Source organism: Niameybacter sp. (genome assembly GCF_036655075.1).
Taxonomy (GTDB): domain Bacteria; phylum Bacillota; class Clostridia; order Lachnospirales; family Cellulosilyticaceae; genus Holtiella.
In genome coordinates this window covers 7,784-33,597 of record NZ_JAVVQU010000024.1, presented here as the reverse complement: position 1 = coordinate 33,597, position 25,814 = coordinate 7,784, and the positions used below count along the sequence as shown (strand labels likewise).

At 38.4% G+C, this 25,814-nt stretch carries 33 protein-coding genes; all 33 read right to left on the bottom strand.

From position 1 onward, the window contains the following. Nucleotides 1-82: 82 nt before the first annotated feature. Nucleotides 83-1,777 (bottom strand): DNA repair protein RecN, encoded by a 1,695-nt coding sequence (gene recN / locus RRY75_RS08295; protein WP_332493021.1) that lies wholly within the window; start codon nt 1,775-1,777, stop codon nt 83-85. Nucleotides 1,778-1,791: 14 nt separating this feature from the next. Continuing rightward, the gene (argR, locus tag RRY75_RS08290) at nt 1,792-2,244 is read right to left on the bottom strand and encodes an arginine repressor (protein WP_332527605.1); all 453 of its coding nucleotides are present in this window, start codon (nt 2,242-2,244) and stop codon (nt 1,792-1,794) included. A 9-nt stretch (nt 2,245-2,253) separates the two neighbouring features. Further along, nucleotides 2,254-3,114, bottom strand: coding sequence for an NAD(+)/NADH kinase (locus RRY75_RS08285; RefSeq protein ID WP_332493023.1), 861 nt, complete (start codon nt 3,112-3,114; stop codon nt 2,254-2,256). Nucleotides 3,115-3,127: 13 nt separating this feature from the next. Further along, a complete protein-coding gene (locus RRY75_RS08280) occupies nt 3,128-3,934 on the bottom strand; it encodes a TlyA family RNA methyltransferase (RefSeq protein ID WP_332493024.1) in 807 nt (268 codons plus the stop codon). Next, complete coding sequence (gene dxs, locus RRY75_RS08275; protein WP_332493025.1) at nt 3,934-5,808, bottom strand: 1-deoxy-D-xylulose-5-phosphate synthase; 1,875 nt, start codon at nt 5,806-5,808, stop codon at nt 3,934-3,936. Before dxs ends, RRY75_RS08280 begins: the two co-directional genes overlap by 1 nt. 70 nt (nt 5,809-5,878) lie before the next feature. After that, nucleotides 5,879-6,325, bottom strand: coding sequence for a divergent PAP2 family protein (locus tag RRY75_RS08270; protein ID WP_332493026.1), 447 nt, complete (start codon nt 6,323-6,325; stop codon nt 5,879-5,881). A 9-nt stretch (nt 6,326-6,334) separates the two neighbouring features. Then, nucleotides 6,335-7,210 (bottom strand): polyprenyl synthetase family protein, encoded by an 876-nt coding sequence (locus tag RRY75_RS08265; RefSeq protein WP_332493027.1) that lies wholly within the window; start codon nt 7,208-7,210, stop codon nt 6,335-6,337. Further along, nucleotides 7,203-7,433 carry an exodeoxyribonuclease VII small subunit gene (gene xseB, locus RRY75_RS08260; RefSeq protein ID WP_332493028.1) on the bottom strand — a complete coding sequence of 77 codons (231 nt, stop codon included), beginning with the start codon at nt 7,431-7,433 and terminating at the stop codon, nt 7,203-7,205. The genes RRY75_RS08265 and xseB overlap by 8 nt, the downstream gene beginning before the upstream one ends. Nucleotides 7,434-7,437: 4 nt before the next feature. Continuing rightward, the gene (gene xseA / locus RRY75_RS08255; protein ID WP_332716329.1) at nt 7,438-8,637 is read right to left on the bottom strand and encodes an exodeoxyribonuclease VII large subunit; all 1,200 of its coding nucleotides are present in this window, start codon (nt 8,635-8,637) and stop codon (nt 7,438-7,440) included. A gap of 2 nt (nt 8,638-8,639) precedes the next feature. Continuing rightward, nucleotides 8,640-9,041: a transcription antitermination factor NusB gene (nusB, locus tag RRY75_RS08250; protein ID WP_332493030.1), complete on the bottom strand. Its 402-nt coding sequence runs from the start codon at nt 9,039-9,041 to the stop codon at nt 8,640-8,642. Between the two features lie 51 nt (nt 9,042-9,092). Further along, the gene (locus tag RRY75_RS08245) at nt 9,093-9,509 is read right to left on the bottom strand and encodes an Asp23/Gls24 family envelope stress response protein (protein ID WP_332493031.1); all 417 of its coding nucleotides are present in this window, start codon (nt 9,507-9,509) and stop codon (nt 9,093-9,095) included. A 204-nt stretch (nt 9,510-9,713) separates the two neighbouring features. After that, a complete protein-coding gene (locus RRY75_RS08240) occupies nt 9,714-10,436 on the bottom strand; it encodes a SpoIIIAH-like family protein (protein ID WP_332493032.1) in 723 nt (240 codons plus the stop codon). A 15-nt stretch (nt 10,437-10,451) separates the two neighbouring features. Beyond that, entirely contained in the window at nt 10,452-11,177 is a 726-nt protein-coding gene (locus RRY75_RS08235) for a hypothetical protein (RefSeq protein ID WP_332493033.1), read from the bottom strand. 18 nt (nt 11,178-11,195) lie between these two features. Continuing rightward, nucleotides 11,196-11,768, bottom strand: coding sequence for a stage III sporulation protein AF (locus tag RRY75_RS08230; RefSeq protein WP_332493034.1), 573 nt, complete (start codon nt 11,766-11,768; stop codon nt 11,196-11,198). A gap of 12 nt (nt 11,769-11,780) precedes the next feature. Beyond that, nucleotides 11,781-13,154: a stage III sporulation protein AE gene (locus RRY75_RS08225; protein WP_332493035.1), complete on the bottom strand. Its 1,374-nt coding sequence runs from the start codon at nt 13,152-13,154 to the stop codon at nt 11,781-11,783. 13 nt (nt 13,155-13,167) lie between these two features. Then, on the bottom strand, nt 13,168-13,551 hold the full coding sequence (gene spoIIIAD / locus RRY75_RS08220) for a stage III sporulation protein AD (protein WP_332493036.1): 384 nt from the start codon (nt 13,549-13,551) through the stop codon (nt 13,168-13,170). A gap of 9 nt (nt 13,552-13,560) precedes the next feature. Next, on the bottom strand, nt 13,561-13,758 hold the full coding sequence (locus RRY75_RS08215; RefSeq protein WP_332493037.1) for a SpoIIIAC/SpoIIIAD family protein: 198 nt from the start codon (nt 13,756-13,758) through the stop codon (nt 13,561-13,563). Between the two features lie 11 nt (nt 13,759-13,769). Continuing rightward, nucleotides 13,770-14,288, bottom strand: coding sequence for a stage III sporulation protein AB (locus RRY75_RS08210; protein WP_332528125.1), 519 nt, complete (start codon nt 14,286-14,288; stop codon nt 13,770-13,772). Then, nucleotides 14,282-15,226, bottom strand: coding sequence for a stage III sporulation protein AA (gene spoIIIAA, locus RRY75_RS08205; RefSeq protein WP_332527603.1), 945 nt, complete (start codon nt 15,224-15,226; stop codon nt 14,282-14,284). The genes RRY75_RS08210 and spoIIIAA overlap by 7 nt, the downstream gene beginning before the upstream one ends. Nucleotides 15,227-15,445: 219 nt before the next feature. Next, complete coding sequence (gene efp, locus RRY75_RS08200) at nt 15,446-16,006, bottom strand: elongation factor P (protein ID WP_332493040.1); 561 nt, start codon at nt 16,004-16,006, stop codon at nt 15,446-15,448. A gap of 73 nt (nt 16,007-16,079) precedes the next feature. Continuing rightward, nucleotides 16,080-17,162, bottom strand: coding sequence for a M24 family metallopeptidase (locus tag RRY75_RS08195; RefSeq protein ID WP_332493041.1), 1,083 nt, complete (start codon nt 17,160-17,162; stop codon nt 16,080-16,082). A 161-nt stretch (nt 17,163-17,323) separates the two neighbouring features. After that, complete coding sequence (gene aroQ, locus RRY75_RS08190) at nt 17,324-17,776, bottom strand: type II 3-dehydroquinate dehydratase (RefSeq protein ID WP_332493042.1); 453 nt, start codon at nt 17,774-17,776, stop codon at nt 17,324-17,326. Nucleotides 17,777-17,788: 12 nt separating this feature from the next. Further along, a complete protein-coding gene (locus tag RRY75_RS08185) occupies nt 17,789-18,286 on the bottom strand; it encodes a shikimate kinase (RefSeq protein WP_332493043.1) in 498 nt (165 codons plus the stop codon). A 13-nt stretch (nt 18,287-18,299) separates the two neighbouring features. Further along, the gene (locus RRY75_RS08180; RefSeq protein ID WP_332493044.1) at nt 18,300-18,767 is read right to left on the bottom strand and encodes a type II secretion system protein; all 468 of its coding nucleotides are present in this window, start codon (nt 18,765-18,767) and stop codon (nt 18,300-18,302) included. A gap of 6 nt (nt 18,768-18,773) precedes the next feature. Next, complete coding sequence (gene aroE, locus RRY75_RS08175) at nt 18,774-19,628, bottom strand: shikimate dehydrogenase (RefSeq protein ID WP_332493045.1); 855 nt, start codon at nt 19,626-19,628, stop codon at nt 18,774-18,776. Further along, the gene (locus tag RRY75_RS08170; RefSeq protein ID WP_332493046.1) at nt 19,609-20,109 is read right to left on the bottom strand and encodes a YqeG family HAD IIIA-type phosphatase; all 501 of its coding nucleotides are present in this window, start codon (nt 20,107-20,109) and stop codon (nt 19,609-19,611) included. The genes aroE and RRY75_RS08170 overlap by 20 nt, the downstream gene beginning before the upstream one ends. A gap of 273 nt (nt 20,110-20,382) precedes the next feature. Continuing rightward, entirely contained in the window at nt 20,383-21,297 is a 915-nt protein-coding gene (locus RRY75_RS08165; protein ID WP_332527602.1) for a hypothetical protein, read from the bottom strand. After that, nucleotides 21,269-22,222 (bottom strand): hypothetical protein, encoded by a 954-nt coding sequence (locus RRY75_RS08160; protein ID WP_332716315.1) that lies wholly within the window; start codon nt 22,220-22,222, stop codon nt 21,269-21,271. Before RRY75_RS08160 ends, RRY75_RS08165 begins: the two co-directional genes overlap by 29 nt. Nucleotides 22,223-22,324: 102 nt before the next feature. Then, a complete protein-coding gene (locus RRY75_RS08155; RefSeq protein ID WP_332527600.1) occupies nt 22,325-22,882 on the bottom strand; it encodes a hypothetical protein in 558 nt (185 codons plus the stop codon). A gap of 5 nt (nt 22,883-22,887) precedes the next feature. Then, on the bottom strand, nt 22,888-23,415 hold the full coding sequence (locus RRY75_RS08150) for a hypothetical protein (RefSeq protein ID WP_332527599.1): 528 nt from the start codon (nt 23,413-23,415) through the stop codon (nt 22,888-22,890). Continuing rightward, nucleotides 23,412-24,332, bottom strand: coding sequence for a hypothetical protein (locus tag RRY75_RS08145; RefSeq protein WP_332527598.1), 921 nt, complete (start codon nt 24,330-24,332; stop codon nt 23,412-23,414). The genes RRY75_RS08150 and RRY75_RS08145 overlap by 4 nt, the downstream gene beginning before the upstream one ends. A 16-nt stretch (nt 24,333-24,348) precedes the next feature. Next, nucleotides 24,349-24,849 (bottom strand): PulJ/GspJ family protein, encoded by a 501-nt coding sequence (locus tag RRY75_RS08140; protein WP_332494124.1) that lies wholly within the window; start codon nt 24,847-24,849, stop codon nt 24,349-24,351. 152 nt (nt 24,850-25,001) lie between these two features. Continuing rightward, on the bottom strand, nt 25,002-25,781 hold the full coding sequence (locus tag RRY75_RS08135) for a prepilin peptidase (RefSeq protein ID WP_332494125.1): 780 nt from the start codon (nt 25,779-25,781) through the stop codon (nt 25,002-25,004). Nucleotides 25,782-25,814 lie beyond the last annotated feature (33 nt).

Sequence of the window (25,814 nt, the reverse complement as noted above, 5' to 3'; positions counted from 1 at the left end):
CTGTCATATCTTTAAATTCTCCTTTTACAAATACATTTATTCAAGAGTTACCAAGGTAAGATTTGCATAAAAAAGGCACCGTTTACACGATGCCTTTTTTATACGTATTTGCTGTTTCTTTAAGTTCTTTTGCACTTTTTAAGGTACTTTCTGTCATCAGTCCACCCATTAAGCGACAAAGCTCCTTTTGCAGTTCTTCTTCACAAATTGTGCTGAGATGTGTCTTTGTATGGTTATCAACCACGGTCTTTTCAATCAGGTAGTTTTGGTCACCCATAGTTGCAATTTGAGGTAAATGGGTAATACAAATGACTTGACGCATTCTAGAAATAACCGCCAGTTTTTCCCCTACCTTTTGAGCAGCTACACCACTAATTCCTGTATCAATTTCATCAAAAATAACCGTTTCAATAGTATCACCCAATACAAGTACCGTCTTGATAGCTAACATAACACGTGAGATTTCCCCACCTGATGCAATTTTAGCTAATCCATGCATATCCTCACCTAAGTTGGTTCGGATTAAAAACTCTACGCCGTCTTGCCCATTCCTATTAAAGCTTGTCTGTACCTCTACAGCAACTTTAAACTCCGCATGAGGCATCTGTAAGTCATGTAAGTGTTCATTGATTTGCACCTCTATAGCACTTGCAACAGCTTGACGTTTTAAACTCAAGTCTTGAGCAAGTGCTGCTAATACTTCTTCTAAACGCTCCACTTCTTTTTCAAGCTTTTCTTTGTTCTCAGTACTCCCTAGTAGTTCTTCTAGCTCTTTTTCGCAGTTAGCTTGATACGTTAAAATCTCAGCAATAGAGCTACCATATTTTTGCTTTAAGCGGTAAATTGTATCCAGTCTTGTTTGAATCTCTTGTAACAGCTCTGGAGAATACTCAATTTGATCTACAAAACGTCTCATCTGATAAGTAATGTCTTGCATTTCGGCTTCTGCTGCTAATAGCCTTGCATGCAAACTGCCTAGCTCTTCATTGATGTTACTCACATCTTGAATATGTTGTGTTGCACGTCCTACAAGTTCTAGTGCGCCAGCTTGATGTCCTCCACCTTCTTCTAAGGCTTCATAGGCTTTTTGACATTGCATTAAGATTTTCTCTGCATGGGACAAAACATCATACTGACTCTTTAAGTTTTCTTCTTCATCTGCCTTCAAATTACATGCTGTAATTTCATTGATTTGAAATTCTAGCATATCTTGCATTTGTAACTTCTTACGGTCATCTGTGCTGATTCTATCAAGCTCTTGTCTAACCGCTACAAGACGCTCATATTGTGTTTTATATCGTTCCTTTAAGTCTAGGAAGGCTTCATCACCAAAGCTATCTAGCATGCCAATATGAGTAGATACATCTAAAAGGGATTGAGGTTCATGTTGTCCATGTACATCAATTAAAAGGGCTGCTAGCTCTTTCACTTGTTGTCTCGTACACGTCACACCATTGATTTTATACACTGTACGTCCTGAAACGTATAAGATACGCTCCATTTCTATGGTCTGCTCTGTATAAGGATAACCCTGTTCCTCTAAATAATGTATGCCAAACCCCTTTTCATCACAGAAAGTTAGGCGTACATAAGCACATTGCTCACCTTTACGAATAATTTGCTTAGACGTACGATTGCCTATTGCAAATTGAATCGAGTCAATGAGCATAGACTTCCCAGCGCCTGTCTCTCCTGTAAAAATATTAAGATGCGGATGGAAGTCTAATGTAATCTCCTCAATAAGTGCAATATTTCTTACATGTAAACAAGTAAGCATCTCATCTCTCCTTATTAAGAGTTTAAAACTTCTTGGAATTTGTCAATCACATTGCCCATTTCTTCAAGATCACGGATTGCACAAAAAATAGTGTCATCACCTGCTAATGTACCTACAATTTCCTCATGGTTAAAAGCATCTATAGTTGCTGCTACTGCATTCCCCATACCTGTTAATGTGCGGATGACCAAGATGTTTTGTGCCACATCCATTGAAACAAATCCTGCTTTAAACACGCGAATGACTTTTTCTGAAATTTGGTTTTCGTAGTTTGCAAGGGCCACATATTTTTGAGCATTATTTTTTGAAGCAACTTTTGTCAACTTCAACTCACGAATATCACGAGAAACAGTTGCTTGTGTAACCTTAAAGCCTGCTTTTTCTAAGTTTTCTGCCAGTTCCTCTTGTGTTTCTATTTCTTGTCTTTGAATAAGACTTAATATTTTCGACTGTCTTTGTTCTTTCATTCCCATAGTTTATTTACGCCTCTCCACTATTTTTTTTCTTAGGATTTCAAAAAAATGCAAGTCAGAAAGTTTGATTAACTTAGTTGTATACGATGCTTTTTGTATTTCAATCCGATGCATTGGGGTAATATTCATTTTCATTTGTCCATCCACTACAAGCTCGAGTACCGTGCCATCATAGTTATTGGTTTTGATGTCAATGTGGTCTGTATCTGCTACAATGACTGCACGTGAATAGATTGAGTGAGGGCAAATAGGTGTAATCATGATTTGATGTGTAGATGGGGACACAATAGGCCCCCCTGCTGACAAGTTATAGGCTGTAGACCCTGTAGGTGTAGCAAAAATAATACCATCTGCAGGATAGATGTCCAAGAACTGATCATTGACCTTAATCTCAAATTCAGAAATTCTAGAAGAACTTCCACGTGCTACATAAATGTCATTTAAAGCCTGGAACTTATGAGCTTCTCCAGAAGGCTCTATGACCTTCACCATAAGCATCATACGCTCATCAATAATATATTGGTTTTGAATAAGTTTAGGTAAAAGTTCTTGTACTTCTGAAGTTTCCACATCTGCTAAAAATCCTAGTCTCCCAAGGTTAATCCCCATGATTGGCAAATCATACAGACATGCCTTTTGAGCAACACTTAAAATAGTGCCATCTCCGCCTATTGCGATGATTGCTTCACACTCTTTGTAAATGACTTCTTCTTCTACAAGGTGTAGACTCTCATCGAGTAGGGAGCCAATATGATAAGCAATATAGACTTCTATTTCATTATTTAAAAGCCACGTAACGACACGCTTAGTTGTTTCAAGGTCTTTATCTTTTAAGAGATTTGGGACAATCCCAATACGTTTCATTTATCCCACCTGCCTATAATGAATCATGTGACGCCTTTACAATTTGTTCTGACAATACTTCTTTGTCTAAGCCACTTTCAGCTTCTGCATCTTTTTTAAGATAGATTAAGTATTCAATGTTACCTTCAGGTCCTTTAATAGGTGAGAAATCTAGTCCATGTACACTAAATCCAATGCTCAGTGCATATTCCCATACTTTTAAAATAACTTGTTTGTGTACTTTAGAATCTTTAACTACTCCATGTTTTTCAACTTGCTCACGACCCGCTTCAAATTGTGGCTTAATGAGTGCTGCCACTTCTGCTCCATCTTTAAGTAAATTATATACAGGAAGTAATATTTTTGTCAAAGAAATAAAAGAAACGTCGATTGAACTAAATTCAATTTCATCTGGAATTTCTGTGTGAGTGACATAGCGCATATTGGTTTTTTCCATGCACACAACTCTTTCATCCGCACGAAGTTTCCATGCTAATTGTCCATATCCTACATCAACAGCATATACTTTCACTGCACCATTTTGAAGCATACAGTCTGTAAACCCGCCTGTAGAAGCACCCACATCCATACAGATTTTGTCGTTTAAAGTAATTGGAAACTGTGCCATAGCTTTTTCAAGCTTGAAGCCTCCACGGCTTACATAGCGCATTTTTCCACGCACTTCAATATTGGAGGTTACATCTATTTTTAATCCTGCTTTATCTTCCTTTTGTCCATTGACGTATACAACGCCTGCCATAATATACGCTTTTGCACGCTCTCTAGATTCTGCAAGCCCACGGTTTGCAATGAGAACGTCTAGTCTTTCTTTATCTGCCATTATGCTCTCTCTTTCTTTGTGATTTCTATAATTTTAGTCGTCATATGATGTAAGGATAAACCTTCTTTTTCGAGTAAAGATGGAATATCTCCATGTTCTACAATACCTGTTTTATAAGCAAAGCTATAGAATGTATTAGTTTTGCTATTAAGTGCCATCCACTGTGCCACTTGTGCACCAAATCCATCTTTTAAAACATGGTCTTCCATAGTAAAGATACATGAATACTGACAGGTTATGTCTTCTAGTCCCTTTTCATCAATTGGCACAACGCAAGGTGCTTCTACAACAGCTACTTGTAAGCCACAACTTTCTAGTGCTTGCCTCACTTCTAGTGCTTGTTGCACCATTTTTCCTGTTGCAAGAAGTACGATATTTTCACCTTCCTCTAATGTTACTAAATCGCCATTTTTATAGTCAATTTGATACTTTTTATCTAAGGTCACTGTTCCACGAGGATAACGAACGGCTACTGGTGCATGTAGGCTTATGGCATATTTAAGTGCCGCCTCCATCTCTTCTGGCATTTTCACTGAAAGAATAGTCATATTCGGTATATTGCTTAAAAAGGCTATATCGAATATCCCTTGATGCGTTGCTCCATCTTCACCTACCAGGCCTGCTCGGTCAATGCCAAATACAACGGGGAGATTTTGAAGGGCTACATCGTGAAGTACTTGGTCATAAGCACGTTGCAAGAATGAAGAATATACTGCAAATACAGGTTTAAACCCACTTGCTGCAAGACCTGCTGCAAAAGTCACCGCATGCTGCTCGGCAATCCCTACATCAAAGAAACGGTTTGGAAACTGTTTCTCAAAATGATTCAGTCCTGTTCCATCTGACATAGCTGCTGTAATCCCCAATATTGTATCATCCTGTTCCCCTAAGCTGACCATGGCATAGCCAAAGGCATCTGAAAACGTATAGGCATTAGACTTTTTAGGTACTATACCTAATTTATAGTCAAAAGGTCCTACACCATGATAGGCACTTGGCTGTTCTACTGCTGGTTTGTAGCCTTTACCTTTAAGCGTTTTTACATGAATAAGTACAGGGCCTTCCATAGCTTTTGCATTATTAAGAATTTCTATAAGGTCAGACATATTATGTCCATCTATAGGCCCTAAATAAGTAAAGCCCATTTCTTCAAACAAAGTGTTCTCCACAAGAATGGTTTTCACCCCTTCTTTGGTTTTGCGTACCACATCTACAAGTCGAGTCCCAACCACTGGCACTTTGTGAAGTAAGCCTTCAATATCCTCTTTTGCACGCAAGTAATCCTTATTTGAACGGAGGTGATTTAAGTGTCTACTCATCCCCCCTACATTTTCTGAAATACTCATTTCGTTATCATTGAGGATAACAATAAGATTGCTGTGTCCTCTTCCCGCATTATTCATTGCTTCATAGGCCATACCACCTGTTAAGGCACCATCTCCGATAATAGCAATGACATGGCTGTCTTCACCTTTTAGGTCACGGGCTACTGCCATCCCTAGTGCGGCTGAAATTGAAGTCGAGCTATGACCTGTTTCAAACACATCATGTACACTCTCTTTACGTTTTGGGAACCCACTCATTCCATCAGTTTTACGTAATGTTTTAAACCCTTTTCTTCGCCCTGTTAAAATTTTGTGTACGTAAGCTTGATGTCCTACGTCCCAAATCATTTTATCTTGTGGGGAATCAAAGATGTAATGGAGCGCTAAAGTGAGTTCTACTACGCCTAAGTTTGACGCTAAGTGTCCTCCTGTACGTGAAAGAGATTGAATCAAGAACTGTCTAATCTCTTTTGCCAAGACTTGAAGTTCATCTGTATTTAACGTTTTCAAATCTTCTACACTTTTAATCCTATTTAATGTTTTTAACATTTTATCTATCCATCACTTTTTATAATTTTATTTTTTTAGTGGAAAAGAGTGGCAAATGCCACTCTTCTAGTTAAGGTATAAGAATTAAAGCCATTACTATACCCAACACAGCACCTGCTGCTACTTGCAGTGGTGTATGTCCTAAAAGCTCTTTAAGACGTACTTCTAGTGTGACATTTGGGTCTTGCATGACATCGATAATACGATTTAAAAGTGCTGCTTGTTTTCCTGCTTCAAGGCGTACATTGGCAGCATCATACATCACAATAAAACTTAACACTGCTGCAATAGCAAATAAAGCACTATCATAACCATGAAGTTGCCCCACTCCTATCGCTAAAGAAGTAGAAATGGCACTATGTGAACTTGGCATCCCACCAGACGCCACAAGCTTATGAAAATCTAAGCGATGTTCATTCACTAAAGTCAAAAGCACCTTGAGTACTTGTGCCACAAGCCAGCTTAAGAGTGCTACCATCAAAAGACTATTACTAAAGATTTCTGTTAATGCTCTCATGGGTCCCCCCTAATTCTTCCTATGAACTAAGCGAGTTGCTAGCTGTTCAAGTAATGTTGTATCGCCTTGTACGCGCTCAAGACACTTAATGGCTTTGACTGTTAAGTCCTCTGCTATTTGATAACAAGTATCCACATCGTAGAAAGAAAGATACGTATTTTTATTGTTTTTCACATCGCTCTTAACAGGTTTTCCAAGTTCTTCATTGGTAGAGGTCTTATCAAGTACATCATCTACAATTTGGAAAACTTGCCCTAAATATTTCCCATAAAACGTTAAGGCTGTGACTTCTTCTGGGCTACCTCCACCAAGAAGGGCACCCATCTTCACAGCTGCTGCAATTAATGCACCTGTTTTATGTACATGAATTGCTTGAAGCTCTTCTAAGGTAATGACTTTATTCTCACTTTGCATGTCTAGAATTTGCCCACCTATCATGCCCTCACTTCCACTGGCTTCTGCAAGTGTATGTGCTGCTTGTACACGTCTCATATCATCATGTTCTAGTGCATCTTGCAACATCCAAGTAAAGGCTTCGTTAAGTAGTGCATCTCCAGCTAAGATAGCTGTTGCTTCTCCAAACACTTTGTGATTGGTTAGCTTACCACGTCTTAAGTCATCGTTGTCCATAGCAGGTAAGTCATCATGGATAAGTGAATACGTATGAATCATCTCAATCGCACATAGATAAGGTGCAATGTCACCTTCACCACCCACAGCTTCAAAGCTTAGTTTCATTAAAATAGGTCTAATGCGCTTTCCCCCAGCGTATAGACTATAGCGCATCGCATCGTAAAGTACCCCAAATTTTGCACTGTTTGTAGGTAGTGCAGATTCTAGTTGCTTTTCAATTTGTTCCCTATAGCATTCTAATTTACTATTCATTTTCCTCTTCCCCATTCATCTTATTCCATTTATTCTGGTCTAAAATATAAACTTGCTGTTCCGCTTGTTGTAACATATCTGTACAAAAAGCTGCCAGCTCTATCCCTTTTTTATAGCTCTTTATGCTTTCATCTAATGAAAGCTTTCCTTCTTCTAAAGCATAAATAAGCTGTTCAAGTTCTTCCATTGCACTTTCAAAATGCTTGGTTGTTTTTTTAGCCATGTGCTTATCCTTTCTTTTCTACCTTCGCCAAGAGTACGCCATCTGTTACTTCAACTTGAACGCAGTCGCCTACTTCAACTTGACTTGTAGAGGTCAGAACCTGACCGTTCGTAGTTGTTGTAAAGCTATAGCCTCTTTTTAAAGTTAAAAGGGGTGAAAGCTTTTCTAACTGTCCTATGCGCGCATTCAAAGTGGTGCCCGCTAGTGCCAGTTGCTTCTCAAAATTATGGTTTAAAGCCTCGACCTTATAATCTAGTGTAATCTTAAGGTCTGCAAAATATTTTTCTTTATGCTTATAAACAGGTCTTGAAAGTAAATGCTCAAGTCTTCTTGTTTCATCTTGTAAGTGTTTCTCTACATGATGCTTAAGTAGGCTACGACTTCTTTCAAGTTTTAGAAGATAAGCTTCTTTGTCAGGCACTACAAGTTCTGCAGCTGCAGAAGGTGTTGGAGCCCTCATATCACTTACAAAATCTGAAATTGTAAAATCCACCTCATGTCCCACTGCAGAAACAATGGGGATTTGTGAAGCAAATATGGCGCGTGCCACCCGCTCATCATTAAAACACCACAAGTCTTCTATAGAGCCACCTCCACGTCCTACAATGAGAACGTCTACAAGTTGCTCGCAGTTAGCACGTTCTATAGCTTCTACAATTTCGCTTACTGCATACTCACCTTGTACATGCGTTGGATAAATGTACAAAGGCATCGCATTGTTTCTTCTTCTTGAAACTTGCAAAATATCTTGTATGGCAGCACCTGTTGCTGATGTAATAATGCCTACTTTACTCGGATAAGTTGGAATAGCTTTTTTATAATGTGGGTCAAAAAGTCCTTCGTCACTTAGTTGTTTTTTTAGTCTTTCAAACTGTTCGTAAAGTGTTCCTTGACCTTGCTTTTCAATTTCCCATACATAGCACTGAAATTGTCCTGTTTTTTCATAAAGAGCAAGTCGCCCTCTCACATACACTTTCAGCCCTTCTTTTAAAACAAAATCTAATGTAGCTGCATCTTTACTAAACATGACTGCACTTAAGCTTCCAAAGGGGTCCTTGATTGTAAAATAAATATGTCCCGATTGATGATACTTGCAGTTTGAAACCTCTCCCGAAAGCCATACATCTGATAACAAATAATCTTCTTCTAATAGACGACTTACATAACGGTTAATTTCTGAGACAGCTACGATTTTGCGCTTCATACCTATGCCTCAATAGACTTGGCGATGTTTCCGAGAATACCGTTAATGAACTGAGGTGATTTATCTGTACTATAAACTTTAGCAATTTCGATAGCTTCGTTAATCGCTACTTTATCTGGGATATCTTGGCCCCATTTAAGTTCATAAGTTGCCATACGAAGAAGCATATGATCCACTTTAGCCATACGACTGATTGACCAGTTTTGTAAGTTATTTGTAATGATTGTATCAATTTCTTCTTGGTGCTCGATGATTCCTTTAAATTCATTTATAATGAACTCTTTAACTTTACCTTTTGCTTCATTTAAGTAGTTTGTTAATACGACTTCTGGACTTTTTTCAGGTTGAAAACTCATTTCATAGAGCATTTTCATGATTAATTCTCTAGCTTCACGTCTTGTCATTATTTATCTCCTTATTAATGAAAGCTAACCCTTTAAGGTTAGCTCAACAAATTAGTGTTCTTCTTGAGGTTTCGTTTGTGTAAAGTCTACCCCAACAACATGCACATCTACTGATTGTACGTTAAGACCTGTCATTGTTTCAATAGAATTTTTAACTTTTTCTTGTACTTTTAAACAAGTCCCTTGAATTTTAATGCCATATTTTACGACAAGCGCTAATGTTGCATGTACTTCATCTTCATTCACTTCAATTTTGATGCCTTTTGATGCTTTTTTACCACGAATTGTTTGAACAATATCATTTTTAGCACCTGCAATGGCACATACACCTTCTACTTCTAAAGCAGCAATTTCTGTAATAACCGCGATGACATCGTCAGCAATTTGAACTTCGCCTGCTTCTTTATTTTCTGCATATCCATCTAAATTTAACTCTAAATCTACATCAATCACTTTATTATCTTCCACAGTAATTGCCTCCCATTTTTCTTTATTATAGAAATACCCAACTTACTAGCATTTATACATGTAGGCTTTCTAAAGATGCTTTCCATTTATCCTTATTATATCAAAATATACCCAAGTTGCAAATTAGATTATACAAAAAGAGTGAGATAATCGAATAAAAATTCGACTATCTCACTCTTTTTGTAGGTATTAGAGGAGCATTTCTTACTTATTAGCTGTTTGATTGTTAACTTTGAGACAAGAAATTTTAATTTGTCCAACTGTATAACCTGTTTTTCTCTGAACAATTTCTTCGATTTGAGCAATTTCGCCATCTGTTAAAGCTTCTTCTTTATTGACAACCACATCTACTGTGTCTGCATCCATTCTTACAAATACATCTTTAAATCCTTTTGCACGAAGAAGAGACTCTGCGCCTGTTTCTTTTTCAATACGTTCTTGAATCGTTAAAAGGTCGTTTGCAGCTTTTGATTTAGATTCTTTGTCTAAATTTGGATCTGCAACGTATTCGTTTAATGTTTCAATTTGTTTTGCACGAGATTGCTCTCTAAGCATTTTTTCTTCAGCGAAGTAGCTTACATCTACATTTTTACTATCTACTGTTGCAACATTCTCTTGAGATGCATCTTTCTTCGCAATGACTACTTCTTTAGTACCAACGGTGTTGCCTGGTGTAGAAACTTCTACAGACTCCATACCGATCAGAGCATCATCTCCATCTGGTGGTAAAGTTTCCATCACACCAAATGCATCAAAGAAGTCCTGGTCAATCTCTGCATCTGCAATATCAATTGTAAGACCATCACTATCTGCTACATCAGGCACCGTTAAATTAGTAGGTGCTTCCGTTAGACTTAAATAAGCTGCAATGGCTATCATAAATACAAGGACTGTTACAATGACTTGATTTCTTTTAAATTGGAACATACTTTATAAACCCCCTTAGTTATTGACCATCTTATAAACTGCAATTTTATGTACTGGGACATCTAGGAGTGAAGATACCGATTGTATAATGGCATTTTTAATATTCACATCATCTGCTCCCTCTGCTAAAACCAAAACCCCTTCAACTTGTGGTTTATTTTCTTTGACAACGAAAGGTGTGTCTCCTTTTTCCTTAACGATCTTCCTTTCGATGTCTTGCTTTTCACTTGTTTTCTTATTGCCTGCTTGTGTAACCTCATCAATGTCTAAGCTATTTTGTACAATTTCTTCAGCAAGTACCTTTTCTGTAGAACCAGCAGTTGTCACCATAACTTTTGTTTCCCCCGCACCATCTAAGCTTGTCAGGATTGTCTCCATACGCATTTCAAGAAGTTCCTCATAAGTCATGGTACTTGTAGCACGGCTACTCGTCTCTACTACTTCTACACCATTTTCACTCATCACTGCTTGACTCGTTGGCTTTTCTGGCATGTAAGTCAGGAGTATTCCCCCTACAACAAGTGCAAAGATCAATACCGCTGCGGGTACCTTCACCTTTTTACTTACTTGTCCTAGAAGTTCACCGATCTTAGGCTCATGCACTTCTTGTACTTCTTCCACTACCTCTTCTTGTTCTTCCCCAAACATACCTCCTAGTTTTTCCCTAGCTGTACTTTCATGCGTATTCACATTGCTTACATTGATGGTAAATTGTCTTTTTTCTTCTTCATTATCTGTCACTACCTTTTCCTCCTAACATCAACTATCTTGTACTGTAATATATATATTAGCATTGTCCACATTATAGAAGTCATTTATGCATTTTTTTATCTCATTTTTTAAATGCTCATCACTTAGTACAACACTTTCACTTTTATCCCCGATGTTCAAGAAAGATTCAGATGCCAGAGGCGTTACCACCACCTGCATCTCACTAATACCAATATGACTGCCATTTAAAGTAACTTCACTTGTAATTTGGGACACCTCAATAGGAAGCTTTGCTTCTATAAGCAATTTCATCTGACTCTCCACTTGATCCTTATACACTTGTTTGACTGATTCTTCTTGCTTCTTTTTCTCTTCCTCATAAGGCACATACCTGCCCCCTTCAAACTGTTCCTGATAAAAGGCTATGTATTCCATTGGCCGGGTTGTCTCTACCCATTGCTGCTGTGTTAACAAGGTGACTAAAGGACTAGCAATGACTACGAGTACAATAAAACTTAAGACCAACTTTAAGTATTTTTTCAGCTCTGATACAGGAAAAATCATCTCTACAATAACCACAAATAGCATGGTCCAAATAATGGTCAATAAATAACTTCTCACGTAGCCCCTCCTTTATGTCATACTAATGCCAATACTGGCACAAATCATCATTGAAGCAATTGTTAATACGACAACAACGCCCACAGCACTTAAAATAAACTCACAACCATGTGCTAAGATGGTTGCAATCTCTGTCATTTTTTTATCCCCTAGTGGTTGAATTAATGCCCCGACTAGATGGAACATAATCACATGTGTCAAAATCTTAATAAGTGGAATGGCCGCAATCAGCACAACCCAAATAATCACCCCAATAGCAAAGGCATTTTTAATAAGTGCACTACAGGATAAAATAAATTCAATAGCCCCTTTACTTGCATCTCCTATGATGGGTAAGAAGGCTGTAGAAACGTTTACAACACCTTTTTTCAATGCCACATCTATATAAGGCAACGTCATTTTGTAAATCCCCATAATACTCACACTTAGAATAACTACACCGCGTAATCCCCAACGGATGCCTTTGTAAAACAAATCAATAAATTTATCCACCTTAATTTCTTCACTCATTGTATTCACAACTTGCAAAACAATGACTGCCACAAGGATGGGTAAGACAAATCTTTGAATAACTAGTGTCATGATATTGAAAGTCCCAATTATAACAGGTGCTAGTGCACTTGATGAGGTAATATAGCCTGAAACAGCCATAAAGGCCAACAATGTCGGCAGTGTCACCTGCATAATCTCATAGAGCTGATCAATCGTCCTTCCAGCCAGCTGCACCAACATCATCAATGTCTGTGACAAGGTGAAAATCACTAAGATGTAGCACACAAAGTAAGCAGCTTTTGCAGTATTCTGGGATTGAAAAGACTTACTTAAGATTTGTAAGATACTACATAAGATGACAATCAATATAAATCGAATAATAAGTTTAAAGTAGGTGCTAAATTCATTGACGAAAAGTTGACCTATTTGACTTACAATTTCTTGAACAGAAAAACGTTCTTCTCCTGAAATCAATTTAAGTACTTGCTGACTCAAATCAAAATCTTCAAGATAAGGTACTGTCCCTTTTAATTCTTCTTCTAACTTATCAATCTCTGCCCAGTTCAAAATTTCAAACTGCTGAGTCAGTGCACTTTGTACTTGATCTTGACTAAAGGTCTCTACATGCTCAACAGCTTCTTCTTGATGCCCACCCTCAGGTTCAAGGAGGCCTTCTATATCTTCTATCACTGGTTCTTCTATGTAGAGTGCAAAATCAGTTCCCTCATTCTCTTGAAAGAGGGTTGCCTGCACCTCACTTACTTCTGTTATTTGTATAATGTCCCCATTTATTGTCCTCTGGTCACTCCCTTTCACTTCTTGCGCTTGTGCCACACCCGTTAACAAGAAAAATAGGACTAGAATCATTAAGGGTATTCTTATTTTCTTTTGCATCTTATCCCACCTCTTAAATTAATTGTGTGATCAGTTCAATCAGTGCCAAAATGATAGGTGAAGCCAATACCAAAATGAGCACTTTACCTGCAAGTTGTACTTTGCTTGCAATAGCTGATTCCCCTGCATCTTTACACAGTTGATACCCAAACTCTGCTACGTATGCAATCCCCACGATTTTAAAAATAATTTTCAAATAAGTGTCTTCAAGACTCATCTTTGTAGATAAGTCGGTAATAATAGAAAAGATGACCCCAAGCTGAGGTAAAATTAAAATCAAAAGTAAGCTACACGCAAATATACGTATGAGGTTTCCAGCTGTCCTGTGACTCTCCCCCACAAACAGGGACAAGATGACAGCTGCTAAAGCAAATCCTGTCAGTCTAATAATATCCATAGCTGCCTCCTAAAACATAAACATAGTTTCTACAACTTCAAACAATTCTAAGATGTAGGATGCAATAATCAACAAAATAAGTGTAATCCCTCCTATTGACACCATATTGGCATAGCCATCTTTCCCAGCTTGTTTCAAAATAATGCTCATAAACATCACCGCCATAGAAAGTCCACCTATTTTTAAAAGCTCCATCATTTGATCCATACTCATTCCTCCTAAATAATCAGTATACACAAGCATGCACCCACTAAGATGCCCATGCCTGTCCTAAGTTTGCTTGACCTTTCTTGTTCTTTAAGTGCTAAATCCAATGTCAGTTTTAACTTATTTTGCATCAAATCAATATTGCCTTGTTGCATCTCTTTGTCCATATGTCCAAGCCCTCTCCCAAACTCACTAAGTAATTGATAATCTTCATTGTTCAAATGGTACCTATAGCGTTCTTTTTTGATTGCTTCTTGCCATAAGACATTTCCATCTACTGAATGTTTACCTCTTAAGAGTTTAGCAAAACAGATGAACAACTGACCTATTTCATGTCTAGAGTCTATCCCTACCCTCAAACACGCTTCATGTAACGGTGTCAAACGATAGTTGATTTCCCCTTTTAAATATTCAAAAGCATAAATCAAGTTTTCTAACTCCTTGATTCGCTTACGATATTTCAAATCTAAGTAGATTCCACTCCAGCTACATCCTGCAAAAACCATCATCATGCCTATTACCTTTAGCATACACTCACCTGATTTCTTCTAAAGTCCTCTACCTGTTCCACAGTACAAGGACCGTTCCGATTAGATAAAACAACAACTTTTTCAAACCACCCCTGCTCTAACATATGCCTAAGCTGTGGTTTTTTCATACAATCTTCTAAGTCCTTTCCATGGGTTGTACATACGATGGTTACTCCTGCCCCCAATACTTCTTCTATGGCTTGCAAGTCTTCTAGACTCCCTACTTCATCCACTGCAATAACATCGGGTGCCATAGACCTAAGTAGCATCCGCATGCCTTCCACCTTTGGACACCCGTCTAGGACATCCGTTCTTAAGCCCACATCATTTTGTGGTACACCCATGTAGCAGCCAGCTACTTCTGACCTTTCATCTACAACACCTACCGTGTAAGGGCCATAGCCACTATATCCATTACTTAAATTACGGATTATATCTCTAAGTAACGTGGTCTTGCCACACTTAGGTGGAGAGACTACTAGAGTATGGTACACCTTGTCCCTAGAAATAAGATAAGGCATGACCTTATCACTACATCCAACAAATTCATGTGATAGCCTTATATTGAGTCCACTAATATACTTCAAAGTTTTCACTTTCTTGTCTTCTATTACAGCTTTTCCCACTAACCCAATACGGTGTCCACCTTCTATAGTCACATAGCCTTGTCTGATTTCATCTTCTAAGGCATACAAGGAGTAGCCGCTTAAAAATTGTAAAATAGCTTGTACTTCTTCGTAGGTGACTAACCAACTTCGACTTACTGTGCCAAGTCCCTGTGGAGTGAGGCCATACTCTTCATTATTCATTACAATGAGTAATGGCTTGGATGCTCTAATCCTAATTTCTTGCACAATGCCCTCCTTCTGCTTCGCCAGTTGTACAAGTTGCTCTCTGATACCTTTTGGCATAATACTCAGTACACTTCTTGGGATCATTGCTTTCCTCCTTTGTATATTTTGATTACTTAACTATATGCCTCAACTTGTCCCCCTAGAACTAAAACTCATATAGACTTCCTTCTTTTTACGCACAAAAATAAGCCCTTAGGTATGCCCTTGGACTTATAGGTATTGTGCCTTTATATCTTTTAAAAAACAAAAAATAGCGTATAAGAAATTAATCTTATACGCCCTAAGTTCACGTTCTAATGAGGTTTAGTTTGCACGACCCATGTAATCGCCAGTACGTGTATCAATACGAATAGTTTCGCCTTGTTCAATGAATAAAGGTACCATTACTCTTGCACCTGTTTCAACGATAGCTGGTTTTGTAGCACCTTGTGCTGTATCACCTTTAAGACCTGGTTCTGTTTCAGTGATGAGAAGCTCAACGTTGATTGGTGGTTCTATACCAAACACACTACCTTCATGAGAAATAACTTTAACCATTTCGTTTTCTTTAACAAATTTTAAAGAATCTCCTAAATCACTACCATTTACTGCAATTTGGTCATAAGTATCTAAATCCATAAAATGGAATAATTCACCATCTGCATAAAGATATTGCATATCTTTACGATCGATATGTGCTTTTGGTAATTTTTCAGATGGACGGAAAGTTCTCTCAACCACACCGCCTGTTTTTATGTTTTTAATTTTACAGCGTACGAAAGCCGCACCTTTACCTGGTTTTACGTGTTGGAATTCAATAACTTGAAATAAGTTACCTTCAAATTCAATGGTAACACCGTTTCTAAAATCGCCTGCTTGAATCATGGGTATTCCTCCTAATGTGTTTTTCCTAATATAGTGTAAACTAGATTATTAGTTTTTTCAACGATTTTTTACATCATTCTATAACAATAAGTTCTTTTGTAGAGTGGGTTAAGTTGCAAATTCCTGTATCTGTTACAACAACCATATCTTCAATACGCACACCACCAAAGCCCGGCAAATAGATTCCTGGTTCTACAGTTAAGACCATACCCTTTTCAATGACACGCTCTTCAGTGGTAGAAAAGCGTGGATTTTCATGGATGTCTAGGCCTACACTGTGTCCCAAGCCATGACCGAAGTAATCCCCATAACCTGCATCTTTGATGATATTACGCGCCACAGCATCCACTTCTTTACCTGTTAATCCTGGTTTAATGGCCTCAAGTGCTGCAAGTTGAGCTTTTAAAACTGTTTGGTAAATTTCTTGGTGTTTGTCACTTGGCTTACCAATAACAATTGTTCTCGTCATATCTGAGCAATATCCTTCATAGCGACATCCAAAGTCCATCACTACAAAATCACCTGGGTGAAGCGTTTCTTTTCCTGGTACTGCATGACAAAGAGAAGACTTAGCCCCCGCTGCTACAATGGAGCTAAAAGAAGTACTCCCGGCTCCATTCATACGCATAATACGTTCAAGTTCAAGCGCAATATCTGCTTCTGTTAAGCCATTTTTGTATGCCATTGTAATAAAAGGAATGATTTTAGAAAAAGCTAAATCGCCAATACGTTCTGCCTCGGCTAATTTCTTTAATTCTTCTTCATCTTTAATCTGTCTTAACTTTTCCACCACTTCATGTGTTGGAACAAATGCAAATTGTTGATACTTACCAAACTCTAAGTAAGTACTATAATTAGTATAATCACTTTCAAACCCAATATTCTTAATTCCGTCATGTTCAGCAATTTCCATTGTTTTTCCGAGTAAGCCTTTTTGTTCTTGATTCACAATTTCAAAGGCTGGACATTGACGCGTTGCTTGTTCAATATATCTAAAGTCTGTGATTAAATATTGTTTTTCATTTGTAATGAGTAAAAGTGCACTAGAACCTGCAAAACCACTTAAGTAACGTATATTGGTTAAATTGCTTATCATTATGCTTTCTACATTAAAGCTTGCCATTTGTTCTCTGAATTTTTGTAAACGTTGTTCCATTTGTATGCCTCTTTCTTGGAGTTACCTCACAGTTTATTTATTGCTCTATTTATTTCATATTTTTGTATTTCATGTCTATGCGTCTTTATATATTATACCATCTTCTCATTTATACTGCCGTATAGCCTAATCATATAACGCACAAAACAACTGTGTGTGCCTTAAGCTTTAGAACTTACCTCTAGATGCGCAATCAGTCCTTGAAGGGCCATTTGATATCCCGCAAATCCAAATCCGCCTACAAGCCCCACACAATTGGCAGCTGTCACTGAATGTGCACGAAAGCTTTCTCTGGCATGAATATTGGAGATATGTACTTCTACTACTGGAAGCGAAATACTTTTTATCGCATCTGCTAAAGCATAACTATAATGAGTCAATGCACCAGGATTAAGCAGAATGCCCTCTACCTGGTCATAATAACACTGCTGCATAAAATCAATGAGTGCACCTTCACAGTTTGACTGGAAGAAATGTAATTCTAAATTCTCATATTTTTGCGCCTCAGTTTTTAACAAATCTTCTAGCCCTTCCAATGTTCCATCTCCATAAATACCTGGCTCACGGATACCTAAAAAGTTTAGATTAGGGCCATTCATCACTGCAATTTTCATCTCATCCCTCCTCTATTTTAATGCTAACGTTTCAATAAGATAGTGCTTTAGGTGATAAGGGGTTTGGCCTGTACAGTTGACATGTAGCGTACAACTTGCTTCATATAAAGGTTTACGTGTTTCATACAAAGCTTTAAGTTGGTCATAACTTTTGGCCAGTGGCCTTGTTGCATCATCTGCTATACGTGTATAGAGCTCTTCAAAAGGCCAGTCTAAATAAATGCAAATTCCCTTTTTAAGAGAATCTTGATTGCGCTTATCACCTACAATGCCACCCCCCGTCGAAATAATCTTTCCTGAGGTACAGCTGATTTCTTGAAGTAAGGCAGCTTCAACTTGCCTAAAATAAGCTTCTCCTTTTTGCTCAAAAATGTGGGCAATTGGCATCTGTTCCTGACACACAATCCGCTCATCTAAGTCAATCCATTCTCGTTGTAAACTTTTAGCCAGTGTACTGGCTAAAGTTGTCTTTCCACATCCCATAAATCCAATTAAATAAATATTTTTCAAAATGTTTCTCCCCCTAATAGCGTTGAAGGGGATAAAGGGTCACAATACCAGTCACAGGACGTACCGTCATCTGAAGCTGATAGGGATATTTCGCATGACGCAAAGTAATTGTCCCACTAGAGCTCGGAGATAAATCTTGCCTAAAGCTAATCTCTCGCTCCACACCTATTGGGTTATCTTTTGTCCCAATATACACCTTTAAAGTTCTTGGCAAAGTATATTCATACAGCGTTCTTGTATCTACCTCCACACGCAAAATGTCTTGTCCTTCTCGATGTGACTTATCTAGAACGTACATACAATTTTTAAGTGCGGCCTCTTGTTGCATCACTTGTATAAGTTGCTCAATCTCTCCAGCGGCACTTACCATTTGTTGCTTATACTGCCACCTTATGCCACTCACAAATCCCGTCGAAAGAATAGCCAAAATTGCCATCACAACAACCATCTCTAAAAGTGTAAACCCTTTTTCCTTCTCCAACCTTCATCATCCTATTCTTTCAAGAAGCGCTCTATAAATAGCTTCTATTAAATGTTCTCCAAGCGTCACATGGTGCATGAGCTCATAGGCGATAATTGCTTGGTAAAAGAGCATATCAAAGCCATTCATGACTTGAATCCCCTTATGTAGTGCTTCTTTTAAGAAAACTGTCTCTGACGGATTATAAATCAAATCCACCGCAGCTTGAGCCTGTTCTAAAAGTGCAAGAGACCCCTCTGGTATTTGTCCCATTAGTTCACCCATACCTACACCCGTTGTTTGAATCACTACATCTATAGGTAATCTAGCACCTTCATTTAATCCATAGACTTCTATGGGCACAGGGCACTTACCTTGAAAGTGTTCTTTTAAAGCTTCCGCCTTAGCTTTTGTGCGGTTAAATACATGAATGCTTTTTGCCCCATTCATAACACTGACTACAGTGGCATAGCTGGCACCGCCACTTCCTAAAATAGCTATATTTTTCCCTTGATAAGCAATCCCTTGATGCTGCAAGGCGCGTCTTAGGCCCATAGCATCTGTGTTATAGCCCTTGTACCCTTCTGGTGTCCACACCAAAGTGTTGACAGCATCTACTTGGCTTGCTAGTGGGTCAAGTGCCACACAATGTGCCATCACAGCCTTCTTGTGTGGCATCGTCACATTCAGCCCTCTAATGTTTAAGGCATGAGCCCCTTTTAAAGCTGCCTCAACTTGAGAATCTTCTACTAAAAAAGGGACATAGGCAAGATCTGCCTTTGTAAAAGCTGCAATGGTATGATGAATAAGCGGTGAAAGGGTATGTTCAATGGGCTTGCCCATAACCCCACAAACGGTGGTCTTACCTGTTATGCTTTTCATAGTGTGCAATCACTTTCCTTTCAATGCCACGCTTCACCTTAGTAATCCATTCATCTTTGTCACTCACTGGTTTTACCAAAATCGTTTTGATTTTGGCACGGTTCCCACCGTACACATCTGTAAAGATTTGGTCTCCTACAATAGCCACTTGGTCATTTGTCAGATGCATCAACTCTAGTGCACGTTTGAAACTTTTTGTACTTGGCTTTCCTGATTTATGAATGGCGTATACTTTAAGCCCTTGGTTAAAACGCACCACACGATCTTCCGTATTGTTAGACACAAGACAAATTTGAAAGCCTTCATCTTTTAATTTTTCAAAAAATCTTATAATTTCTTCAGTTGGGTCTAGTACATCATAAGGTACAAGCGTGTTATCTATATCAAAAATAATGCCTTTGACACCTTGTTGTTTCAAAGTGGTAGTATCCATTTCACTAATGGCATTTAAATACAGGTTTGGGTAAAGTCTTTTAATCATCATTTTCTTCCTTTCTAGTTGTTAGCAGGGCACTTAAAGCTTGTCCTAATCAGCTTGCTCACGTTTGATAAACTTTATACTGATTATACGATTTTGACGAACACCTACTAAATAGTCATAGTTATAGTATAACCGATTATAGCCATCACGCAACACTTGCTGTTCTTGGTATGTTTCAACCCCTTCATCTCGTTGTAATGCACCTATTCTAAGTCATCTACTTATTCAGCGCCCCTTAATACTCCCCTGCTTGTTAACGCCTTTCGACTTGACTTATACTATGCGTACTACTCGGTAGTCATAAACTTGTAACCGATAAGGGAGCGTTAAATACGTACAGTTTCCTTCTATACGGCTAGTAGCGTTCGTTTGCTTAACTAACTGATAGCTGGCATAAATCTTTTCACGATTAGTCACAATCCCTTTGCTATTTTTAACTTCCGTCAAGACAACCAATTCATACATAGGCTGATTTATTAGCAGCCGTTCAAGTGTTTGAGCCATTGCTGCTTCACGTCCTCTTCTTGCCACTTCATCTTCAGTCTCTAGTATATTTTCAGTTTTTAAGTAATCCTCAATTTCTTGGACTTTTTTGCGTACCTTTTGATACGCTACTAAATAACCTGCTGAAGGATTGTGTGCACCGACAATATCTCCTGTATACTTTCTACAAGTCATCTCTGCCTTTGCACCTTGCTCTAAGGAAGGCGTACGAAAGTAAAGAAGGCCCTCTTGAAGTTGATTGGGTTCTAAATAGTTTTCCAAACTAATCTGAGTAAAAAAAGATTTTGTTGTAAGTATATAGGCCTTGGCTGCCCCTAATACTTGATACAATGCCATACGTTCTTCATGAAGTGGGTACAACTCCACATATTGCATAAAGCTTTCTCCCTGTAGTTGGTTGTATAAACTGAATAGATGCCCTTCTTCACTAACCAATCTATCTTGAGTACTTAGTTGGGTTGAACTTGTCTCACTGACTGTTCGGCCCAGATGGTTGTTATAGTTTACTTGTTTAAACCCGCTGGCCACAAGCATTAAAACTAAAGCCATCACCACTAAAGTCACACTTAAAACATACCCTTCTTCCTTTTTAGGGATATCAATTTTACTATTTATAGGATGATAGATGTCTTTACCCATGCCATACACGACTGTTCTACTGGCAAGATACAAAGTACTGTGCACCTGTATAGCCCCTTTCTGAATTTGCCCCTGTCACAACGCCCACCAACCAATAAGCTTCTCGTTGTACATAGGCATCTGTTGCTACCACCCATATGTTAGGTTCGCCTTCTACCTGTTGGACTTGTATTAAGTCCAATACTTTGGGCTGCCCTTCCACATATATGAGTACTGGACGTGCTGTATTATTTCGTATTTCGTAAGTGACAGCTTGTGTATATAAAAGTCTGTCATCTTGTATGTTTAAAACTATAGGTTGGTCTATGCCTGATCCACCTTCTGAAGTATTTAACGTCACTACTATACGTCCATCTTCTGTATGTCCCGACACATTCACTTGCTCTCCTACCTGTTTCACTTCTACTTCTCCAGTTGAATGAATAGTTATACGTCCTATTTCTTCGCCTATAGGCAAGGCCTTTTTCTGCTCTGGAACTTCTAATAAAAGACGCTCACTTGCTAGTCGCTGTTTTACGCCTTCCCAATCAAAAGCCTTGTCTGTTGAACACTTATTTGCACTGTCTACATCCAATGCTTCCACCTTTTGCTGAGATGTGTGCAACGGTATCCATATAAAACTATAGTTATACCCACTCATCGCCTCTGGCCTTGTCTTTAAATAATCCTGTAAATCTTGTGTTGTTACTTGATGGGCTACTTTCATTTGCTCTTTCACATAATGCATCATCTCTTGCCCATATCGTACAGCACTTTGTCCTAGCTTATCCTGCATATAAAGTTTTTGAAAGCAGCTATAACTGGTAAAAAGGATTTGTATCAAGAGGAATGCAATCAACATACTGACAAGTACTTCTACATAGCTAAATCCCTTGTCATCTTTTATTTGAGACCTTCTATTTACCTTGAGCTTAGGTTGTAAATAGCGCTTTAAATCGTCTACATTTTGGGCTTTTTTGCTACTATTCATGCTCTCTTGGGTACACATTTTCATTTTTTCTTTTATATCTCCTTTCTTATTCCCCGCTATGCCACCTTCTACACAATTTTTATTTGATGCCCTATTCCTGTCTTATGCTTGAATACGGATAGCTACTTCCATATACGTCTCCATCTTCCCATCTTCTTGTACACCCATCTCTAGCTTTTCCACTGTCATGCCTTCCATCCACTTACTAAGTGCTATGACTACCTGTCTCCCCATTTGTTCACTTCCGCCGTAATGCAAACTATAGACAAGGCAAGGCATCCCCTCACGTTCACTTCTTTCCTTGAAGAGGACCTGCACCTCCTCTATTGGAAATGAACGTAAAAAGTTATCTAGTGACTTGACAAATGAATGGTCCCCTTCCACCTTTGGAAAGGTTAGCTGATAGCTACTCAACTGCAAATCCAACCAGTCCTTTTGCATTACCCACATTTCACGCTCTTCTATATAAGATTCCAATAGCACCTGTGTTTCCAAGAGGCTTTTTTGCTGTGTTTGTAAGGATCTAATCTGCATTATATAACGAGGCAGCACATATCCTACATCCAAAGCAATGATGCCAACTAAAATGATTAATAATCCTTGCAAATTAGATATAGAAAGTGTCTTTAAATAGCCTTTAAACTGCATTATCCTATTCACTATGCTTACTCCTCTCCTTGCTGAATTTCAAATTTGAAGTACCATCGTTCTTGTATTGGCTCCATATAAAAGGTAACGTTCCCTTCTCCATACAAAGCCTTGATCTCCGATTCATAGGCCCTCAATGTTTCTAGATGATTGGCTTCACCTCTACACTTCCAACTTTGTATTTCCTTGTCATAGATGACTTCTAGCAAGTGTATACCCATACCCTTATAACGGTTCAACTGCTCTAAATCCTCAAGAAATTGTGCTTTTTGCTCTTTATAGGCAAGCTGGTTCGCTTCTAATGTTTGAATATGTGCTTGACCTTCTTCAAGGTAGTTTAAAAGTGTTTCCCGTTCAGCCCAAACATCAAACACTTCCAAACTTTGTATAACCCGTATGTTATCTTTCAAACGTACTAATTCATAAGGCATGAGGCATGTAACAAGACTGCATACAAGACCTATACCTAGACTCAATCCTATGGTATAATTGAATACCTTTCTTGCACATTCTTTCTTTTGATAGGCAATAGAAATCAGATTCATAGACTTCCCCTCTTTTTTGCAAGTTGATCTAATAATCCCCTAAGTCCTTCATCCATAGGCCCTTGTTGTACTTCCTCTACCACTTCCACTTGTAATAGCATTTCTAGCTCCTCTTTAAAGCAACCTTCCGGTATGTGCAGCCATTTAATTCGAACCTTATCCAACTGTACAGGGGTATGTTTCTGTCTATAAAAATCATAAATTTTATTCCATTCCAAAATCAAGTCTAGTGTTGCTTCCTTTTTAATCCTTTGGACAAAGGTACATACATTACTTTCATAAAAGGCCACATACCATGTGGACATCTTCTCCAAAAACAGAACTTCATACCCTCCTCCTATCCCCATTGCTTGTTGATGTAAAAGCGTATCTACTACCGTTGTTACACATTTAGGCTTGCACCGTAGTTTTTCTAACACTTCATAGGGTGAAAGGATCCAATCCCTTTGACAGCCCATAATACAATACCAGCCCTCTTCATTTTTCTGCTTATACCTCGAATGCTGATGTGACCTAGCTTGAATTTGCCCACAAATGCCCTCCACCATCTTTTCACCAGTAAACATATAAGGCTGTGTATCTACATGATTCCATATGCTCGTCATACGCCTTAAAAAATCTTCGATATAGGCTTCATTGAAATTTGGAAAATAAAAAGCTCTTCTCCAAACATACTCAGGTGGAATGCAGATTCCCGTTGCTATAGGTTTCCCTTTTATTCCTTTTAAAAATTCTTTCATATGCTTCTCTAATTGTGCTCTATACCTAGCAGCTTGCTCCTCATAAGTCATCTCCTCATGTACAACACTAACAGGGATACGAGCCTGTTTCAAAACCTTCCACACCCCTTTGTTCTGTTTGGCACATACAAACTGCAACTGCTCAGATTCCATTTCTACACCCAAATAACTTCCCACTTGTCCTCTCCCTTTCTTACTTATATTTACACTTCTTATAGGTTGAATCTAGCAAAATATCTTCTGTCAGGCTGCACGCTCCACGTCCTTTTAAGGTACAGGTTATAAAGATCCATTTGCCCTTCTGACTTAAGGTAATGCTTTGAATACCTTCCTTAACCACATTGCTCCCGTACTTCATCTTATAAAGTTGTTCCCCCTCTTGTTCATAAGGAAGTATGTCTAGATTGGAATAGTCAAACGTCATCTGATTCAGTGATTTTTGATGTTCATCTACTTCCTTGCCTAATTTGATTTCTACTTTTCTCGCTTCATCCCACCTATCTTCCACAAATAGACGGACACGATTCATCTCTCGCCTTAACTTGGCTTCTTCTTGTAGGTTCACATGCCACGCCATACCTTGACCCGTTAAGTCTAAAATACTACAAAAAAAGAGGCTACTGAGCACAAGCGCTAGTACAACCTCTATGAGTGTCATTCCTTTTTCGTCTTTTGAAGCTTGTCTATTCATCACTATACTTCACCCTATACATTTATTTATCTTTTTATAAGTATTGACAGGATATTACGACTTTTAATCACTCTTTTAATATTTTTATAATATTACTGAAAAAAACGTTGTCCTAATCCACTGGCTTAAGACAACGTTTTCATATATATGCTCTGTTACATCCACAATGCTAGATACCAGTTGATGAGCTGGTCGCCATAAAAAAGACTGATGAGTGCGCCAATTGTTAGAAAAGGTCCAAAAGGAAATTCCATACTCTCCCCTTGTTTTTTAAGAAGTATAAGTCCATACACTGACCCCACTACTGAACCGATGAGTAAAGTTAAAAAAACTAAACTTGGTGACGTAAAAAGTCCAATCATGCCCAAATAGCGTACATCGCCATAGCCCATGCCTTCCTTTTTCAAGGCCCAAATCGCTATGTAAAAGATCAAGGCCACAATCCCATATCCTACAGCTCCACCCAGCAAACTTTTTAGAAGAATAGAAAAATCTTGATGAATATAACTGAGTAACCCCTTCCCAAGTAAAGCTACCACACTGCCAAAAACAATAATCCCTGTTGGCAAGATCATATGACGCCAGTCAATTACAGTAAGTACGATGACTACTGAAATAAATACACATGCCAAAACAGCTTCTACGCTCAATCCAAAATGATAAAAGCTGTACACCCAACCCAGTCCATTGATCAACTCGATACAGGCATATTGTGGGCTAATCTTCTCCCCACAATATCTACATTTACCCCCCAGACAAAGATAGCTCACCACTGGCACCAAATCTAGCACCCCCAAACGATGCGCACAATGCTGACAATGTGACGGTGGATCGTTAATGCTCTCTCCATTAGGAATACGATAAATACACACATTTAAAAAACTTCCAATAATAAGTCCCACGCTTAAAATAAAAATCCATAAAAGTAGTTCCACAAGCTCTCCTCCTTTGTAATAATACGGAACCCC

Coding starts and splice junctions, on each gene's coding strand:
- recN (WP_332493021.1), bottom strand. CDS start 1,777: ATGCTTACTTGTTTACATGTAAGAAATATTGCACTTATTGAGGAGATT.
- argR (WP_332527605.1), bottom strand. CDS start 2,244: ATGAAAGAACAAAGACAGTCGAAAATATTAAGTCTTATTCAAAGACAA.
- RRY75_RS08285 (WP_332493023.1), bottom strand. CDS start 3,114: ATGAAACGTATTGGGATTGTCCCAAATCTCTTAAAAGATAAAGACCTT.
- RRY75_RS08280 (WP_332493024.1), bottom strand. CDS start 3,934: ATGGCAGATAAAGAAAGACTAGACGTTCTCATTGCAAACCGTGGGCTT.
- dxs (WP_332493025.1), bottom strand. CDS start 5,808: ATGTTAAAAACATTAAATAGGATTAAAAGTGTAGAAGATTTGAAAACG.
- RRY75_RS08270 (WP_332493026.1), bottom strand. CDS start 6,325: ATGAGAGCATTAACAGAAATCTTTAGTAATAGTCTTTTGATGGTAGCA.
- RRY75_RS08265 (WP_332493027.1), bottom strand. CDS start 7,210: ATGAATAGTAAATTAGAATGCTATAGGGAACAAATTGAAAAGCAACTA.
- xseB (WP_332493028.1), bottom strand. CDS start 7,433: ATGGCTAAAAAAACAACCAAGCATTTTGAAAGTGCAATGGAAGAACTT.
- xseA (WP_332716329.1), bottom strand. CDS start 8,637: ATGAAGCGCAAAATCGTAGCTGTCTCAGAAATTAACCGTTATGTAAGT.
- nusB (WP_332493030.1), bottom strand. CDS start 9,041: ATGACAAGACGTGAAGCTAGAGAATTAATCATGAAAATGCTCTATGAA.
- RRY75_RS08240 (WP_332493032.1), bottom strand. CDS start 10,436: ATGTTCCAATTTAAAAGAAATCAAGTCATTGTAACAGTCCTTGTATTT.
- RRY75_RS08225 (WP_332493035.1), bottom strand. CDS start 13,154: ATGCAAAAGAAAATAAGAATACCCTTAATGATTCTAGTCCTATTTTTC.
- spoIIIAD (WP_332493036.1), bottom strand. CDS start 13,551: ATGGATATTATTAGACTGACAGGATTTGCTTTAGCAGCTGTCATCTTG.
- RRY75_RS08215 (WP_332493037.1), bottom strand. CDS start 13,758: ATGGATCAAATGATGGAGCTTTTAAAAATAGGTGGACTTTCTATGGCG.
- RRY75_RS08210 (WP_332528125.1), bottom strand. CDS start 14,288: ATGCTAAAGGTAATAGGCATGATGATGGTTTTTGCAGGATGTAGCTGG.
- spoIIIAA (WP_332527603.1), bottom strand. CDS start 15,226: ATGATCCCAAGAAGTGTACTGAGTATTATGCCAAAAGGTATCAGAGAG.
- efp (WP_332493040.1), bottom strand. CDS start 16,006: ATGATTCAAGCAGGCGATTTTAGAAACGGTGTTACCATTGAATTTGAA.
- RRY75_RS08195 (WP_332493041.1), bottom strand. CDS start 17,162: ATGGAACAACGTTTACAAAAATTCAGAGAACAAATGGCAAGCTTTAAT.
- aroQ (WP_332493042.1), bottom strand. CDS start 17,776: ATGAAAATTGCAGTGATGAATGGCCCTAATCTAAACTTTTTAGGTATC.
- aroE (WP_332493045.1), bottom strand. CDS start 19,628: ATGAAAAGCATAACAGGTAAGACCACCGTTTGTGGGGTTATGGGCAAG.
- RRY75_RS08170 (WP_332493046.1), bottom strand. CDS start 20,109: ATGATTAAAAGACTTTACCCAAACCTGTATTTAAATGCCATTAGTGAA.
- RRY75_RS08160 (WP_332716315.1), bottom strand. CDS start 22,222: ATGAATAGTAGCAAAAAAGCCCAAAATGTAGACGATTTAAAGCGCTAT.
- RRY75_RS08150 (WP_332527599.1), bottom strand. CDS start 23,415: ATGAATCTGATTTCTATTGCCTATCAAAAGAAAGAATGTGCAAGAAAG.